We start from the raw sequence: 17521 nt of genomic DNA on the forward strand, positions 1-17521 counted from the left end.
ATTGTCCGATGTTATCGAGGCTGAGCAGGATGCAAAAGGCTAATGCCGAGAAAAAACGTCTTATGGCTAAGAATGATTGCTTAGCGCGCGATGGGTATAGCGCCGCGGATCGTTCAGTCTTGACCCTGCCAGGATCCAAGGTGACGAAACGCGTCCTGAGCGAAAAGGGAAAGCGGGGAGGGTGGGTCGTTTATATCGAACCAGCCCATGTCTGAAAGCTTATCCGGCTCCGTCAATTGCGCCGTTCCCGTCGCATCGTCGGTTACGTAGATGAGGGAGAGCCAATGCTGGCCGTCCGCAGGAATGATTTGCTCACTGATGCACAAGAAGCGGACGTTACCGATCGTCAGCCCGCTTTCTTCTTCAGCCTCCCGCCGGGCAGCATCGAGAGCGTGCTCCATATGGTCGACTTTACCGCCCACTATGCTCCAGTGACCGGCTTCAGGTGACTTGACGCGCTTATATAGAAGAACCTTGCCGGCTCGTCTAATGACGAGCCCGCATCCTACACCGGGAAAATCGATGCCCGGTCGTGCCATCAGCCTTTGGCGTTTGCGACGATCAGCATGAAAGCCGGAATGTCATCGCCGAATCCGACAGGCGTCGGGCCGTCGTCATGGTCGCGGTAGTGGCGACGACGGTCACGGTTGTCGTCATTGGCGTGGGAAGCACCGTGGCTCCGCTCAAAATTGCGAGGTGCCTTCTCGTGCTTGCGCTCTGCCTTCACCTTGTCGCCTCCATTTGCCGCAACATGCGTGTTGTCAGCCGGTTTTACATTCGGGATTTCTGCCTCGACCTGCTGTGGCGCGTCGCGGCGGTTCCGGTCGCGACCACGGCCACGATCCTTGTCTTTGTCCTTGCCACGGCGCGGACGGTCGGTAGCAAAACTTTCCATGGGGGCGGGAAGTTCCGAAAGGTCGCCGTTCAGCCACTCGATTTTCTCGCCGATCAACTTTTCGATGGCGTCGAGATACTTGGTGTCGCGGCGATTGACGAGTGTGAAGGCGGCACCCGAACGGCCAGCGCGACCGGTACGGCCGATGCGATGAACATAATCTTCCGCATGGATCGGAACGTCGAAGTTGAAGACGTGGCTGACATCTGGAATGTCGAGACCGCGCGCGGCAACGTCGGACGCGACCAGCAGCGTGATCTGATTGTCCTTGAAGCCGGCAAGCATCTTGGTGCGTGAGGTCTGGTCCATGTCGCCATGCAGAGCACCGACGGAGAAGCCGTGACGTTCAAGCGAACGATAGAGATCGGCGACATCCTTCTTGCGGTTGCAGAAAATAATCGCGTTCTTGAGCTCGGTCTGCGCCTTGATGAGATCACGAAGCACGGCGCGCTTCTCATAATCCTTGTCATGCGTTGCGACGATGCGCTGCGTGACCGTCTTTGCCGTCGAAGAAGGCTTTGCAACCTCAATGCGGACCGGGTTCTGCAGGAAGCGATCGGCGAGCTTCTGAATTTCCGGCGGCATGGTGGCCGAGAAGAACAGTGTCTGGCGCGTGAAGGGGATCATCTTCGCGATGCGTTCGATATCGGGGATGAAGCCCATGTCGAGCATGCGGTCGGCTTCGTCAATGACAAGGATTTCCACGCCCGTCATCAAAAGCTTGCCGCGCTCGCAATGGTCGAGCAGGCGACCGGGGGTGCAGATCAGGACATCCGCGCCACGCTCCAGCTTGCGATCCTGCTCTTCGAACGAAACGCCGCCGATGAGCAATGCGACATTGAGCTTGTGATTCTTGCCATACTTCTCGAAATTCTCGGCAACCTGGGCGGCGAGTTCGCGCGTCGGTTCCAGAATGAGTGTCCGGGGCATTCGTGCGCGCGCTCGACCCTTTTCCAGCAGGGTGAGCATCGGCAGCACGAAGGAGGCGGTCTTACCGGTTCCTGTCTGTGCAATGCCGCAAATGTCGCGTCTTTCCAGCGCCGGGGGAATGGCGCCCGCCTGGATAGGTGTCGGCGTGTTGTAGCCGGCATCGGCAATAGCGGAAAGGACTTTTTGGCTCAGGCCAAGATCAGAGAATGTTGTCAAAGGAAAAACTGTTTCCGTTCTGGTTCGAAGAACAAACGACTGTCGTAGCGTTAGTGCCGCAGATCGTGGTCCGCGACTTAGGCTTAAATCGTCGAAAAGTCAAGGAAACAGGGATTTGTGCCAAAACGACACATGAAATCGTAGCCGGGGAAGAAAAACCGGTCTGAATTCTGCCGAGGGGCGTGAGCGTTACTGTAGATAGGTCTTCAATTCCGTGCCCGCCACGAGAAACCGCATCGGATCGACAGCCTCGTCGTGCAGCCGCACTTCGTAATGGACATGCGGACCGGTCGAGCGGCCCGTGCTGCCTGCCTTGCCGAGGACGTCGGAAACTTCGATTTTCTCACCGGTTCTAACCAGAATCTGTGAAAGGTGGCCGTAGCGGGTGCTCACGCCCTTGCCGTGATCGATTTCCACCATGTTGCCATAACCGCCCGAATAACCTGCGAAAGAAACGGTGCCCGCACCGGTGGCGCGCACATCCGCGCCTGTTTCCGCACGAAAATCTATGCCGGTATGCAATGCAAGCCGACCTAAAAAGGGGTCCATGCGGTTGCCGAAGCGGCTGGTGATATCGCGGCCCGGTGCCGGATTGCCAAGCGGCAAACGCTCGGCGGCGCCACGGACGGTTTCCAGCCGGTCCAGCGCATTGTCGAGATCGGCAAGTGAGGACTGGAAAGGACTAGAGGAGGCCTCGACATAGGGACCGCCAATTGCATCGTCCGCTTTGTCATCGATCTTGATGCCGGTGCTGCGAATGATATCGGCCATGGCGTCTGCGCGATTGTTTGCGCCTATCGTTAGCGAAGCGATTCGCCCGAGCTGTTCCGATTCGATTCGATTGAGCGATGCCAGCATACGAGTCAGCGCCCGGCCGGAAATAGCATCCTTGTTATCAAGGTATGTCAGGCTTCCCTTTAGGCCCGGTTCCTTTCCCGGCCCGCGTAGCGCGTGATCGATGGCGGACGCAGCTCCCGAAAGGCTTGCCCTCTTCTGAGGCGCAAATGCATTTGCCGATGGAGCAGCGCTTTCCTGTTCGCGTGAGGCGGGTCCATCGTTCTCATTAAAAAGATCGTTCACCCGACCATGACGCGAGGAAAGGGCGTTCTGTTGAGCCAGAAGCTTTTCTACCTTCTTTTCAACCGCTTGCTGATCGAGAAGCTGACGCGAGGTGATCTGGTCTACTTGTGACCGTAACGCGGCGATGCGGTCCTCATAGTCCTTTTGCATACGAGACTGGCGCGCGATCATCGCTCCAAGCATATCATCGCGGAATACCAGGTAGGCGGTGGAGCCGACAAAGCCGAGTGTCATGACGAGGATTATGACAAGAGTGGGGACGACCAGCAGAGGCCGGATCGTGACATGGCGAACTCTTTCGCCGCTCGCCAGAATGAGGACGTGCTGTTTGCGCTTCTTGCCAAAGGCCAGGTTTGTCCTCGCTTCCGTCATTTCAGCTCCAGCGGTTTCTGAAGCATGTCGTGCAAAAGCGTGAAGCGGTCTTGCGATGGCGACATGCGATCAACATCAAGTTGGAGCGTAAGGCACGAATCCGGGCGATCGCGGCACGCTTCAGCTCGCTGAAAAACATACTTTGTTAAGGTTAACGAAGCTTTTACAAACGCAGTCAACTTTGGCTGACGGCGGTAAGCGATCGATAGAACGAGGGCGTCAGACCAGCTTCCGCGCGCGCAAGGTCATTGAAGGGGGGCTTCAAAGGGCCACGGAAGTTGACGCGGACCAGGTTCTTGAAGGTTTCCGCTGGATCCTTCTTTTCTCGCGCACACAGAAATCGAAACCATTTCGCGCCGATGGCAACGTGGCTCTTTTCGTCATTATAGATCACATCGAGGACGGCTGCACTTTCCATGTCTCCTGTCTCTCGCATCTTCGCCTGAAGCTGGGGCGTGACATCGAGACCGCGCGCTTCGAGAATCAGCGGAACGACGGCAAGCCGTGCTGTCAGATCGTTGCGGGTGGCGTGCGCTGCCTGCCACAGGCCGTCATGGGCGGGGAGGTCGCCATAATCGGCACCTAAGGCGCGCAACCTGTCCCGCACCAGCGTGAAGTGCTTCGCCTCTTCGAAGGCCACCTGCATCCAGCCATCGAAAAACGAGTGCGGGACGGGCTCGCTGGCATATCGGGCAACGATGTCGAGAGCGAGATCGACCGCGTTGAGTTCAATATGCGCGATGGCGTGCAAGAGCGCGATGCGTCCCTTCACGCTGTGAAGCGAACGCCGCTTCACAGCGGTGGGTGGAACGAGTTCCGGTTTCTCAGGGCGTCCAGGACGTTCGGGCAATTTTGGATCGAGCGGCGAGCGTAAAGAAAGACGCCGCTCGAGCCAGCGCGTTGCCGTCTCCTGCGTAAGCGCGGTTTTTCGATCGAGATCGGCTGAGGCAATGGCGTCAATTGCCCCGCCGCGTAGCGATGTCACGGTAAATGTCATGGTTCCGCGATCAGCTTTTTGCCGGTCAAAGGGCCTTCACTTCGTCGAGGACCGCTTGTGCGTGACCTTGAACCTTCACTTTGTTCCAGATTTTCGCGATCTTGCCCTGCGGAGAAATCAGATAGGTCGTGCGCTCGACGCCCATGTATTTCTTTCCGTACATGCTCTTCTCTTTCCAGACCCCGTAGGCTTCCAGGGCGGTCTTATCCTCATCGGCGGCCAACATGACGCTCAGTGAATGTTTCGCAGCGAACTTGTCATGGCTTTTCACCGAATCAGGCGATATGCCGATGACGACGCTATTGGCCTTCTCGAATTCTCCACCCAGCGCACTGAAATCGATAGCTTCTGCCGTGCAACCGGATGTGTCGTCCTTGGGGTAGAAATAAAGGACGACCGCTTTGCCCCTCAAATCGGAGAGAGAAATGTCACCACCGCCATTTCTGGGAAGACGGAAATCGGGTGCTTCGTCGCCAATCGTCAATTCTGCCATGGTTCACCTTTCTTTTGCCCGGATTGTTGAGCATGGGGGCTGCTACTCGATATAGTGCGAATAACAGCTTCGTCCAGTCTTGTTGCGTTTGAAGCGGAATGGCAGGGTGACACCGCCAAACTGATGTAGTGCTAGTGGTCTGATTTTGACGCTTGTTGCCGCCTGCGAAGGCCTCAAGAGCAAACGTCAAGATTATGAAAGTCGCTAGTAAGTTTTTGTTTCCAGTGGAATTTTCGAAGCAGACATTTGATCTTCAAGATGGCCGTGTATGGGTATCAAATGTCAAATTCATTCCATTGGCTTTGGGTTCATGATGTTTCCGGGAGCGGGCAGGACGGATGGCGGAAATTCGAGGGGAGAAGGTCAATTTCAGCAAGCGAGACATCGTGCCCCTTCACGATTTGCCGTCTGCGCAAGCCGAAGACCCGATCATCGTCCACTGCCCTCCGCCGCGCTCCATGCTGCGCGCTTTCACCAAGGTCTTCGTCGCTCTCTTCATCCTCGCTTTCCTGTCCATTGGCGGCATCATCTTGTCGGTGGAAACCGGCTCCGTGGACAACGCCCTGTCCAGCCAGGCTCAGCAGGCGCTTGAGAGGGCGCTCGGTTCTCGGTACGAGGCCCGCATAGGCTCCACCGCTATTCGCTTTTCTTCCGGGCTGAAGCTGGCGCTCGTGGCGCAGGATGTTGACATCATCGATAGCGAGTCGGGTCAGCACCTCAGCCGGGCGCGTTCCATCGGGATGGCGCTCGATCCTTTGGCCCTGCTGACAGGTCGCGTATCGATCGCCGCCCTTGAAGCCAATGGCATGGAGCTCGATACGTCCCTCTTGCCGAAGGGGGAGGGCTTCGACTTCTCGCAGCTACGTGTTGATACCCTGCCGGGTCTTCTGGAAAATGCGTTCGCCCATCTCGACCGGCTATCACAGACTTTCCAGCGCAGTGGTACGGAGGAAATTGATCTTTCAGATATCGCAATCCGTTTGCCGCCGCGCGAGGACGGCAAGCCGCGCACAATCAACTTAAGCGAACTGTCGCTCGTTCCTGATGGCGATGGCGGTTACAAGCTGGATGGCGACGTGGCTTTCAACGGGCAGATTGCGGAACTGGCGCTTGCTGCCACCGCCAGCGGTGGCGGCATCGATAAGTTTTCCGCACGGCTGGACGGCTTCGATATCGGTCCGCTTGTGGAGCAATATGATGGCGATGGCCTCATGCATCAGGGACTCAACGTCAAGGCAGGTGTCATTATCGACGCGAGCCGGGGCGCAAGCGGTCAAAAACCCATGCTCGACCTCTCGTTTGCGCTCGGTAATGGTGAACTTTACATCGGCGGCGAGGCGCAGCCAGTGTCCAGCGGCGTGATCAACGCCCGCTATGATTTTGATGACAAGGCCATCGTGATAGGCAATTCAAGCCTCGTATTGGGGCGCACAACGCTTCCGATCCAAGGCAAGATCAGCGACAACGACAAAGGTTTCAATCTTGCTCTGCGCCTACCGCAAGGCGTTGCCGTGGCTGATGCCGGTGGCGAAGAGCCGGTGACGTTCGACCTGACGGCAGATGGGACCTATGACCGCGCAACACGCGAGATCAATGTGCCTGCGCTTTACGTCGCAAGTCAGCATGGGGATATGGCGGGATCGCTGAAGGTTCGCTTTGGAGAGGGTTCACCTGAGATCAGTTTTGGCGGGCAAATTCCCAAAATGGAAACGACCGCCGTCAAGCAGCTCTGGCCCTTCTGGATGGCGCGCAAGGCGCGGCCTTGGGTAATCGCCAATCTTTTCGGCGGGACGGTGCGCAACGGCTCCATAGCCGTCTTCATTCCCGCGGGCAAAATGTGCGGGCCGGACTGCTCGCTGGAGCTTGCAGCGAGCGAATTGCAGATCAGGTTCGACGTCGACAATACGCGGCTTAACGTTGCCGGTGACATCCCGCCGCTTCGCGACGTCTATGCCCGTTTTGAACTGGTGGGCGAAAAGATCGACGTCAATGTCTCCAAAGCGACGTCCTACTTCCCATCCAACCGCAATCTTGAGCTGGAAAATAGCCGTTTTTCAATTGTCGACGTCTACAACAAACCGCTGATGGCGGACCTCGATCTTAACGTTAGCGGATCGGCCGACAGCGTCGCGGAGCTTGCGTCCTTCCAGCCGCTCAACGCGCTGAAAGACACCGAATTCAAGCCGGATGATTTTTCCGGGACGGTAACGGCCCACGCAAAGCTGCGCGTCGGTTTGCTGAAAAGCCAGTCTCCGCCCGAACCTGTTTGGTCGGCTGATCTGTCGCTGAATGACGTGTCGTTGTCTCGCCCCATCTCCAATCGAAAGGTATCGTCTGTCAACGGAAGCTTGAAGCTCAACAATGATACGCTTCACCTGCTGGGCAAGGGGCGGATCGACGATGTTGCGATGAATATCGATCTGACCCAGCCCATCCGCAAAAGCAGCAAGACAGGCCGAAAGCTGGTGCTGAATGCCGTGCTGGAGCCAGGCCAGATTGCCAAGCTTGCACCGGAACTCTCCAGCGTGCTCGGCGGAACCACCTTGCTTGAAATCGACAGCACCGATCCCGACCGACAGGACGTAAAACTCGATCTCTCCAATGCTTCCATGGTCTTGCCGGGTATTGGCTGGACAAAGGGTGTTGGCGTAAAGGCGAATGCGTCCTTCAACATGGAGACGGTGAATGGCCGTACGAACATTCATGACCTAGCGCTCAAAGGCGATGGTTTTGGTGTGGCTGGCGACCTTGCTTTTGACAAGGGCGGTTTGATCTCCGCCAACTTCTCCCGTTTCCAGTTGTCGCCACAGGATGACTATGCGGTTTCCGTTTCTGCCGCGAAAAGAAGCTACTCCGTCAGTATTAACGGCAAGTCGGCAGATCTCAGGCCCATCATCGCCAAGCTGCGCAGTTCCGATAGCGGGCAGTCCGGAGCATCAGCCAGTGCGGTACCGAGTGGAGATCTCGGCTCGCTCAACATCAAGGCGGATCTCGACCGCGTCTATGGCTTCAACGACGAGGCACTTTCCAATGTTACCGCCAGCATCGGCGTCAGGGACGGCAAGGTGCGCACCGTTGATTTCAAGGGCGTGTCCGGTCGAGGGCAGGCCGTGGTCGCACAGACGACCAACCAAGGGGATGGCGGCACGATCAATCTGACCAGCAGCGACGCAGGCGCGTTTGCGCGTTTCACCAATCTCTACACCCGTATCCGTGGTGGCCTGTTAAATCTGGTTCTGACCACGTCCAACGGGACGTCGTGGAGCGGCTCCCTCGATCTGCGCAATTTCGCCGTTCTCAATGAAGCCAAGCTTCAGGACATTGTTGCGACCCCTTCCGGCCAAGATGGCCGCAGCCTGAACGCGGCTGTTCGGCGCAACATCGATGTCAGTTCGGAAAAGTTCCAGCGAGGCTTTGCGCGTGTCGTCTACGTCAACGGCATCGTGGCACTGGAGAACGGTGTGGTGCGTGGGGAGCAGATCGGAGCTACCTTCCAGGGCGTTTTGAAAGACCAGAACGGCAATATCGATATGACCGGGACCTTCATGCCGGCCTACGGTCTCAATCGCCTGTTTGGCGAGTTGCCGTTTATCGGCATCTTCCTGGGCAATGGTCGTGATCGTGGTCTTCTCGGCATTACCTTCAAACTGACCGGCCCGACAGCGACACCGCGGTTGCAGATCAATCCTCTGTCGCTGATTGCTCCTGGCGTTTTCCGGCAGATATTCGAGTTCCAGTGACAAAGCGGTCACGCATGAGCCCGGTGCCCTTTCGGTTGCTGTTGACTCTCAACCGCCCATCCTTATTTACAAACCAAAAATAGAACTCCAGATTTCAGGTCAGAACATGCTCGACAAGACCTACGATTCCGCATCCGTAGAACCCAAAATTGCCAAAGCCTGGGATGAGGCAGACGCCTTTCGCGCTGGCGCGAACGCCAAGCCGGATGCCGAAAGCTTCACCATCGTCATCCCGCCGCCAAACGTCACCGGCTCTCTGCACATGGGACACGCGCTCAACAATACGCTTCAGGACATTCTGGTGCGTTTCGAGCGCATGCGCGGCAAGGATGTTCTTTGGCAGCCGGGCATGGACCATGCGGGCATTGCAACCCAGATGGTTGTCGAGCGCAAGCTGATGGAAAACCAGCTGCCTGGCCGTCGCGCCATGGGCCGCGAAGCCTTCATCGACAAGGTCTGGGAGTGGAAGGGTGAGTCGGGTGGCTTGATCTTCAACCAGTTGAAGCGCCTTGGCGCATCCTGTGACTGGTCGCGCGAACGTTTCACCATGGATGAAGGCCTGTCCAAGGCGGTTCTTGAAGTCTTCGTCACGCTTTACAAGCAGGACCTGATTTATCGCGGCAAGCGTCTGGTCAACTGGGACCCGCATTTCGAGACCGCGATTTCCGATATCGAGGTCGAAAACCGCGAAACCGACGGCCATATGTGGCATTTCAAATATCCACTCGCCGGTGGTGAGACCTATACCTATGTCGAGAAGGATGCCGACGGCAACATCGTCTTCCAGGAAGAGCGCGACTATATCGCGATCGCGACCACTCGCCCGGAAACCATGTTGGGCGACGGCGCTGTTGCCGTTCATCCGTCGGACGAACGCTATGCGCCAATCGTTGGTAAGCTTTGCGAAATTCCTGTCGGTCCGAAGGAAAGCCGCCGCCTGATCCCGATCATCACCGATGAGTATCCGGATCCGACCTTCGGTTCCGGCGCCGTCAAGATCACAGGCGCGCATGACTTTAACGACTATCAGGTCGCCCGCCGCAACAATATTCCTCTCTATCGCCTGATGGATACGCAGGCACAGATGCGCGACGATGGCGAGCCCTATGCGCGCTGCGCGGAACTTGCAGGCGAAATCACGCGCTCCGGCAAGCTGCCGTCGGAAGCGGATGTCGATGCTATCAACCTCGTTCCCGACGAGTATCGCGGTCTTGACCGCTACGAGGCTCGCAAGCGCGTCGTCGCCGCCATCAATGCCGATGGTCTTGCCGTCACGACCAAGGACGCTGAAGGCAACGACGTGCCTTACGTCGAGAACAAGAAGATCATGCAGCCCTTTGGCGACCGTTCCAACGTCGTCATCGAGCCGATGCTGACCGACCAGTGGTTCGTCGATGCGAAGACGTTGGCCGAGCCTGCGATGGCATCGGTGCGCGAGGGTCGCACGAACTTCGTTCCGAAGAACTGGGACAAGACCTATTTCGAATGGATGGAGAACATCCAGCCATGGTGCATTTCGCGTCAGCTCTGGTGGGGTCACCAGATCCCTGCTTGGTATGGTCCGGATGGTCAGGTCTTCGTTGAGAAGACGGAGGAAGAAGCACTCGACGCTGCCGTCCAGCACTATCTTGCCCATGAAGGCCCGTGGAAGGCTTGGGTGCAGGAGAAGCTTGAAAACTTCAAGCCGGGCGAAATCCTGACACGCGACGAAGATGTTCTGGACACATGGTTTTCCTCCGCACTTTGGCCGTTCTCCACTCTTGGCTGGCCGGACAAGACGCCGGAGCTTGCGCGCTATTACCCGACCAACGTTCTCGTCACCGGCTTCGATATCATCTTCTTCTGGGTCGCCCGGATGATGATGATGGGTCTTCATTTCATGAAGGATGATGCCGGTCACGCCGTCGAGCCGTTCAACACCGTCTATGTTCACGCGCTGGTTCGCGACAAGAACGGCCAGAAGATGTCGAAGTCCAAGGGCAACGTCATCGATCCGCTGGAACTGATCGACCAGTATGGTGCAGACGCGCTGCGCTTTACGCTGGCCATCATGGCGGCGCAGGGCCGCGACGTGAAGCTCGATCCGGCACGTATTGCGGGTTATCGCAACTTCGGTACCAAACTCTGGAACGCCACGCGCTTTGCCGAAATGAACGGCGTCAAACGCGATCCGCGCTTTAAACCCGAGGCGGCCACACAGACGATCAATCGCTGGATCCTGACTGAACTTGCTAATACGGCCAAGGACGTCACCGCTTCGATCGAGAGCTATCGCTTCAATGATGCGTCCACCACGCTCTATCGCTTCGTCTGGAACCAGTTCTGTGACTGGTATCTCGAACTCTTGAAGCCGGTGTTCAACGGCGAGGATGAGGCGGCCAAGAAAGAGGCGCAAGCCTGTGCGGCTTACGTACTCGAAGAGATCTACAAGCTTCTGCATCCGTTTATGCCATTCATGACGGAAGAACTGTGGGCGCACACGGCTGGTGAAGGCGCAAGCCGCGACCAACTGCTTTGCCATGCCGACTGGCCTGCCCCGGAGTTTACCGACGAAGCGGCGGCGGCTGAAATCAACTGGTTGATCGAACTTGTTTCGGGCATCCGTTCAACCCGCTCGGAAATGAACGTACCACCTGGTGCCATGGCACCACTGGTTGTCGTTGCCGCAAATCCGACCACCGAACTGCGTCTTGACCGCCACTCTGCAGCGATCCGTCGTCTAGCCCGTGCCGATGAAATTCTTGCTGCGGATGCGGCACCTAAGGGTTCGGCACAGATCGTTGTCGGTGAAGCAACCGTGTGCATTCCACTCGGCAATCTCATTGATGTCTCGGCTGAAAGATCCCGTCTCGAAAAGACGATTGGTAAAGCGGAGGCGGAGCTAGAGCGCATCGACAAGAAGCTGTCGAATGAGAAGTTCGTAGCCAATGCTGATCCAGAGGTGGTTGCAGCGGACCGTGAGCGTAAGGCGGAGCTTGAGCTTCAGATCAAGAGCCTGAAAGTTGCCTTGCAACGGGTTAACGAGGCCGGGTAATAAGATATCAAAACGATCATGAGAGCGCCTTCACAACGGAGGCGCTTTTTTTGTTGGCGTCGAAAATCTTCTTGCCGACGAGTCGCCTTCAAACGATCAAGCTGCCGGAAAACCACGCAAGTGCCTCAAAACATGACAGAACGTTGACTTTTTTGAGTGAAAACAGTGGATGTTGTCTTGTAGACACACACGAAGCCTTGGGCGCAAAAAAAGTCTACAAGAGCAAGATTGAAAGTCATTTATAAGGTTTTTTTTCTAATTTTTTTGCGAATCCATTAGTGCCTGGATTTCTCACGTAAAATATCGACTAACTAATCGAGCTCTGTTTCGCAAAGTGCCGATTGTCATTTCCTCGAAAGCATTTCAATTTCCAAACATCACATTGCCTTGATTGGGGAGAGAGATGGCAAAGCGAATTTCAATCATAAATGGTGCGGTATGCCTTGCTGTCGGCATCACTTCGGTTACGCCTGCATTTGCGGGCGGCCTCGAGCGTGGCGGTTATAACATCGACCAGTTGTTTGACGCCTCGCCCTTCACGTTCCAGTCTGGCGTTACATATGTTGCGCCTCAGCGAAAGCTGAAGAACGCCAAAGACGGACCCGGTGGTAACACGTTCGTTGGCGGCACAACTACTGCAGATGATACTGAGAATTTCGCCATCCCTTATGTCGGGTTCAAGGGAAGTTACGGCGATGTCGATTGCTTGGTCGACTATTCTCAGCCATTTGGGGCCCATCTCAATCCAGGCGCAAATTGGGCGGGTGCGCAGAGCAATATTGAGACCAAACTGCGGACAGATAATTACGGGCTGACGTGTTCGTATAAGTTTGATGCAGGTCCAGGTCAGTTTCGAATTATTGGTGGCGGCTTCTATCAAGAGATAGAGGGTTTCAAGACCCGGAATGTCCTATACGTTCCGCCTGGCGCGCCCATAAATGGTAATGGAAGACTTGACCTTGCGGACGAGGCTTTTGGTTGGCGAGCTGGCATAGCTTATGAAATCCCTGAGTACGCGCTTCGAACAAGCTTAGTGTACAATAGTCGGGTGAAATATGATCTTACCGGCACACTCGATCTTACACAGCTTCCGACGATTCCTGGCAATCCGTACGCGGGAAGGCGCTTCAACGTTTTTGGCTCTGCTGAAGCCCCGGACTCGATTGAGTTGAAAGTTCAGAGCGGTATCGCTCCTGACTGGCTGGCGTTTGGTTCGGTGAAATGGACGAACTGGAGCTTGATCCAGTCTATTCGCTTCTGTGAAGAGAATGGCGCCTTTGGCTGCCCCGCTACGGGTGTGACGTCGCTCGATCTGCTCTATAGAGACGGCTGGACCGTCAGCGGCGGTATCGGGCACAAGTTCAACGATAAGCTTTCAGGTGCCGTTAGCGTGACCTGGGACCGTGGTACGAGCACTGGTATTGGCGCATCGACTGACACATGGACACTTGGTGCAGGGGTTCAGTATGCCGTTACCGATAATATTGAATGGCGTCTGGGCGCGGCTGTCGGTCTGCTAACTAGCGGTAGTTCAGGTCAGGTCATGCGCGGCGGTGTGACTTACGGTACTGACGCCACGTACGACTTCGGCAATGACGTCGTTGCTGCGATTAACACCTCGGTAAAGGTGAAGTTCTAAGTTTCGGAAAACAATCAATCCAAACCCGGCCTCATCGGCCGGGTTTTTTGTTGCCAATCCGCAATATTGTGACGATTTGGCAACAAATTTCTGCAACCTTCACGTAGCGTAAGAATGTGGGCAGATTTGTCCATTTCCCGCCACAAAGCATGTGCTTGAATGCTCGCGACGGTGCGGGAATGGAAGAATATGCAGACATCAAAACTGGTTCTGCGGAAGTGGTGGAAGTGAAAACAGGTGCGGATTCAGGCTCTAAGCAAGTAAACACGGGTTTTGTCCGTAACGGCTTGCTTGGAAGAATCCATACGGCGGTGAAACGCCGCGATGTTGCCGGAAACGGTACTTATATCTGTGCTCATGACATTACCAGTTTACGACCGCTCAAGATCACCGGCGGCAGCATGAAAGCTGTTGTCGGGCGGGTGCAGTTTGTTCAAAAGATCGCATCTCGGCTTTTGCCGGGAAGAGTGAGAGAAGTTCGTTGAAATGCTGAAATGTGACATCAACGTTTTGAAACCGCTATGTCTGGGACTGCTGCTTGCTTCACTGTCCGTGCCTGTTCTGGCATTCGATATCAATTCCGGCGTCACTAAAGAATCTGGGCCTTTCGATCTCTTTAAGTTCGGCTTCAAATCCTACAAGGACGGCAAGAAAGAAGATGCCGTTGAGGCTTATCGCTACGCTGCAGAAAAAGGTCACACTGGATCGCGTTGGGCGCTTGCCAATATGTATGCCTATGGCGACGGTGTAGCGAAAAACGACTTCGAGGCCTTCAAGATTTACAGCGAGATTGCCAGCCAGGGCGTGGAGCCGGGGTCGGAGGATACGGGCTTCTTCGTCAACGCACTCCTGTCTCTCGCAGATTATTATCGCCACGGCATTCCTGGCAGTCCGGTCAAGATGGATTTGGGACAGGCCCGCCAACTCTATTTTCAGGTCGCATCGACCTTCGGCGTAGCGGAGGCGCAGTTTCAGCTTGCGCAGATGATCCTCGCGGGTGAGGGTGGCCGCGCGGATACGCAGCAGGCCAAAAAGTGGCTTAATCAGGCTCGCAAGCATGGTCATGCCGGTGCCATGTCGATCTTCGGAAATCTTCTCTTCCAGGAAGGACAGACAGTTCGCGGGCTGGCATTCATGACCGCAGCTCTCGACAAATGCGCCGCAGCCAATTGCATCTGGATACAGAACCTCCAGGAACAGGCTTTTTCCGTGGCAGCGGAAAATGATCGCCGCGTTGCTATTCAGCTGGCCCGTAACATCGCTTCCAGCGATGCTGATTGATCAGAAAAAGCGCCGCTTCGTTTAGTATATTGGTTTGTCACGATAACGTTGAAGCGCGAACGTAGGCCGCAGGTTGCCCTTGTGTCTCCGGACTACTTTCTGGCCGACGCAATTGTCCCGGTGATGCTCCACAAAAAATGAGACAACGGACAGGCGCTGCCACGGCCAACGCGTTACATGCACTCGTGGGGCTTTCTTACCAAGCTTCTGTGTTAGCCGCGGATTCCTGGGTCGTCAGCCTTCAGGCTGGCTGGAAGTCGAAATAACCTGAGACTGGCACATGGTCGGATGGTTTTTCCCAGGCGCGGACATGTTTCTCAATCGAGACCGATTGAAGCCTGTCTGCCGCTTCCGATGACAACATCAAATGATCGATGCGGATGCCGTTGTTCTTCTGCCAAGCGCCCGCTTGGTAATCCCAGAATGTGTAGAGCCCGGCCTCGTCGGATGTGGCGCGGGTGGCATCGGTGAGGCCGAGGTTTTCCAGACTTCTGAAAGCTGCGCGAGTCTGCGGCAAGAATAGTGCATCACCTTCCCAAGCTCGTGGGTCATAACAATCGAATGGCTCGGGGATAACGTTGTAGTCACCTGCAAGGATCAACGGTTCTTCCAATTGCAGACGTTCCTCGGCAAAGCGGCGAAGCCGTTCCATCCAGGCCAGCTTGTAAGGATATTTCACCGGGTCGTCAGGTGGGTTGCCATTCGGCAGATAGAGCGAGCAGACCCTGATAACGCCGCCTTGTATGGAGAACACCCCTTCGATGAAGCGCGCCTGTTCATCGCCATCGTCGCCTGGCAAACCGCGATTGACCTCATCCGGGCGCATCTTCGATAGAAGGGCAACGCCGTTAAAACCTTTCTGGCCGTGCGTTTCCACATGGTATCCAAGTGCTTCGATCTCCAAACGAGGGAAGTTTTCGTCGACCGATTTGATTTCCTGGAGGCAGGCAATATCGGGCGACGAATCCTTCAGCCATTCGCAGAGGTTTTCGATGCGCGCCTTGACGCCGTTGATGTTCCAGGTGGCAATCTTCATCGCAGGCTCCATTTTCTTTGGACCTGTTTTACCCGATGAGACGGCGAATGCCATCGGTTTTCACTGTTTCAACAGCAAGCTTAGATCGAGAAGCTGGTGCCGCAGCCACAGCTGGCAACCGCGTTGGGGTTCTTGATCTGGAAGGACTGGCCCAGCAGATTGTCGACGAAATCGATTTCCGATCCTGCCATGTAGACGAGCGACAAACTGTCGATCAGGACCTTCGCATCCCCGCGCGAGATAACGATGTCATCTTCGGTCGGCGCGCCATCCAGGTCAAACTTATAGGAGAAGCCGGAACAGCCGCCGCCTTCGACGGAGACGCGAAGTGCCTGTTTTCCCGCTTCAGCCGAAACGATCTGGGCGATTCGTTTTGCGGCGGATTCAGAGAGTGTAACGTCCGTGGTCATGTCGTTTCTCCAACCGGGGTCAAGAACCGGCGAGCAAAGTTCTGTGTAAGACCGATTATAAACCAGTCAAATTCACCGTCTATAGGCTTAACGGTCGCAAACCCGCTTTGCGGCAACCTCCGCGATAGGTATGAAGAGCAAAGTAAAAGGTCAATGGGCCGATGGCAGGACAGACATGATTATCGATCAGCGTGCGTTGGGTTTTGGGAGCGGAGAAAGAGCGGTTTATGCCGCGGATCCATGGACGACGCGCGGACGCCTGTTTGCCGAAACATCCAGTTTGACACGCTCGGAATTCCAGCGCGATCGCGACCGCATCGTTCACACCACCGCTTTTCGACGACTGAAACACAAGACGCAGGTGTTCATAAGTCCCGATGGCGATCATTATCGCACACGTCTGACCCACACGATTGAAGTGGCGCAGATCGCCCGCGCGCTTGCTCGCGCACTGAAACTGGATGAGGATCTGGCTGAAGGCGTGGCGCTGGTGCATGACTTCGGGCACACGCCATTTGGCCATACCGGGGAAGATGCGCTGGATGCAGTTCTGAAGCCCTATGGCGGCTTCGATCACAACGCCCAGTCGCTGCGCATCGTCACCAAGCTTGAGCGGCGCTATGCCGAGTATGACGGTATCAATCTGACCTGGGAAACGCTCGAAGGTCTGGTGAAGCACAATGGTCCTCTGTTGAATGCGGCGGGTGAGGGGACGCATGGTCCGGTGCCATTGCCGATCCTCGAATATTGCCAGCTTCAGGATCTGGAGATCGGCACCTTCGCCAGCCTGGAGGCCCAGGTCGCCGCCATCGCCGATGACATCGCCTATAATACACATGACATCGACGATGGTCTGCGCGCAGGTTATCTGACCTTTGATATGCTGGAGGACGTGCCGTTCCTCTCAGGCCTGATGGCTGAGGTTCGTGCAAAGTATCCGTCGCTCGATGATGATCGTTTCGCGCATGAAATCATGCGCCGCCAGATTACGCGGATGGTGGAAGATGTGATTGGTGTGGCGCAGCACAACCTCGATCTCCTGAAACCGAAGAATGCTGCCGATATTCGCGCCGCCGACCGCACCGTCGCGACCTTTTCGCCGGACATGGCCGAGACCGACAAGCAGATCAAGAAGCTGCTCTTCGGGCATATCTATCGCCACCCGGATATCATGCGCATTCGCGCAGGCGCGACGCAGATCGTTACTGACCTTTTCCACCGCTATATGGAAACGCCAGCCGAGATGCAGAGTCACTACTGGGTGGACAGCATTCCCGGCATGACGGAAGCCGCAAGGGCGCGCCATGTGGGCGATTATCTCGCAGGCATGACCGATAGCTATGCGCTTAGGACGCATCAGCGGCTGTTTGACCATACACCCGATTTGCGATAGGCAGC

The 17521-nt window shown here is 56.0% G+C and carries 13 protein-coding genes; 6 read left to right on the forward strand and 7 right to left on the reverse strand.

What is annotated here, in order from left to right:
- Positions 1-113: 113 nt before the first annotated feature.
- The 5 genes from QZ862_RS06455 to bcp form a co-directional block, all read right to left on the reverse strand.
- Positions 114-539 carry an NUDIX domain-containing protein gene (locus QZ862_RS06455; RefSeq protein ID WP_296098312.1) on the reverse strand — a complete coding sequence of 142 codons (426 nt, stop codon included), beginning with the start codon at positions 537-539 and terminating at the stop codon, positions 114-116.
- Positions 539-2041, reverse strand: coding sequence for a DEAD/DEAH box helicase (locus QZ862_RS06460; RefSeq protein WP_296098314.1), 1503 nt, complete (start codon positions 2039-2041; stop codon positions 539-541). The genes QZ862_RS06455 and QZ862_RS06460 overlap by 1 nt, the downstream gene beginning before the upstream one ends.
- A gap of 189 nt (positions 2042-2230) precedes the next feature.
- The gene (locus QZ862_RS06465) at positions 2231-3493 is read right to left on the reverse strand and encodes a peptidoglycan DD-metalloendopeptidase family protein (protein ID WP_296098317.1); all 1263 of its coding nucleotides are present in this window, start codon (positions 3491-3493) and stop codon (positions 2231-2233) included.
- A 175-nt stretch (positions 3494-3668) separates the two neighbouring features.
- Positions 3669-4490, reverse strand: coding sequence for a ferritin-like domain-containing protein (locus QZ862_RS06470; RefSeq protein WP_296098321.1), 822 nt, complete (start codon positions 4488-4490; stop codon positions 3669-3671).
- A 25-nt stretch (positions 4491-4515) separates the two neighbouring features.
- Entirely contained in the window at positions 4516-4983 is a 468-nt protein-coding gene (gene bcp, locus QZ862_RS06475; protein ID WP_296077484.1) for a thioredoxin-dependent thiol peroxidase, read from the reverse strand.
- A gap of 338 nt (positions 4984-5321) precedes the next feature.
- Between bcp and QZ862_RS06480 the strand changes: the two genes are divergently transcribed.
- The 5 genes from QZ862_RS06480 to exoR all read left to right on the forward strand — a co-directional run bounded on the left by QZ862_RS06480 (position 5322) and on the right by exoR (position 14677).
- Positions 5322-8723 (forward strand): DUF3971 domain-containing protein, encoded by a 3402-nt coding sequence (locus QZ862_RS06480; RefSeq protein ID WP_296098323.1) that lies wholly within the window; start codon positions 5322-5324, stop codon positions 8721-8723.
- 106 nt (positions 8724-8829) lie between these two features.
- A complete protein-coding gene (locus QZ862_RS06485) occupies positions 8830-11757 on the forward strand; it encodes a valine--tRNA ligase (RefSeq protein ID WP_296098325.1) in 2928 nt (975 codons plus the stop codon).
- A 403-nt stretch (positions 11758-12160) separates the two neighbouring features.
- On the forward strand, positions 12161-13396 hold the full coding sequence (locus QZ862_RS06490) for an OmpP1/FadL family transporter (RefSeq protein WP_296098328.1): 1236 nt from the start codon (positions 12161-12163) through the stop codon (positions 13394-13396).
- 179 nt (positions 13397-13575) lie between these two features.
- A complete protein-coding gene (locus tag QZ862_RS06495) occupies positions 13576-13881 on the forward strand; it encodes a hypothetical protein (protein ID WP_296098331.1) in 306 nt (101 codons plus the stop codon).
- A gap of 1 nt (position 13882) precedes the next feature.
- Complete coding sequence (gene exoR / locus QZ862_RS06500; protein WP_296021916.1) at positions 13883-14677, forward strand: exopolysaccharide production regulator ExoR; 795 nt, start codon at positions 13883-13885, stop codon at positions 14675-14677.
- A 241-nt stretch (positions 14678-14918) separates the two neighbouring features.
- On the opposite strand, the gene xth is transcribed toward exoR, so the two are convergent.
- Together xth and erpA are read right to left on the reverse strand one after the other, a co-directional pair.
- On the reverse strand, positions 14919-15713 hold the full coding sequence (gene xth, locus QZ862_RS06505; protein WP_296098334.1) for an exodeoxyribonuclease III: 795 nt from the start codon (positions 15711-15713) through the stop codon (positions 14919-14921).
- A gap of 80 nt (positions 15714-15793) precedes the next feature.
- Entirely contained in the window at positions 15794-16123 is a 330-nt protein-coding gene (gene erpA / locus QZ862_RS06510; protein WP_296098337.1) for an iron-sulfur cluster insertion protein ErpA, read from the reverse strand.
- A gap of 175 nt (positions 16124-16298) precedes the next feature.
- Here erpA and QZ862_RS06515 point away from each other — a divergent pair, with 175 nt between their 5' ends.
- Positions 16299-17516 carry a deoxyguanosinetriphosphate triphosphohydrolase gene (locus tag QZ862_RS06515; RefSeq protein WP_296098340.1) on the forward strand — a complete coding sequence of 406 codons (1218 nt, stop codon included), beginning with the start codon at positions 16299-16301 and terminating at the stop codon, positions 17514-17516.
- The last annotated feature ends 5 nt before the right edge of the window (positions 17517-17521 follow it).

Source organism: uncultured Agrobacterium sp., from assembly GCA_913777615.1.
Taxonomy (GTDB): domain Bacteria; phylum Pseudomonadota; class Alphaproteobacteria; order Rhizobiales; family Rhizobiaceae; genus Agrobacterium.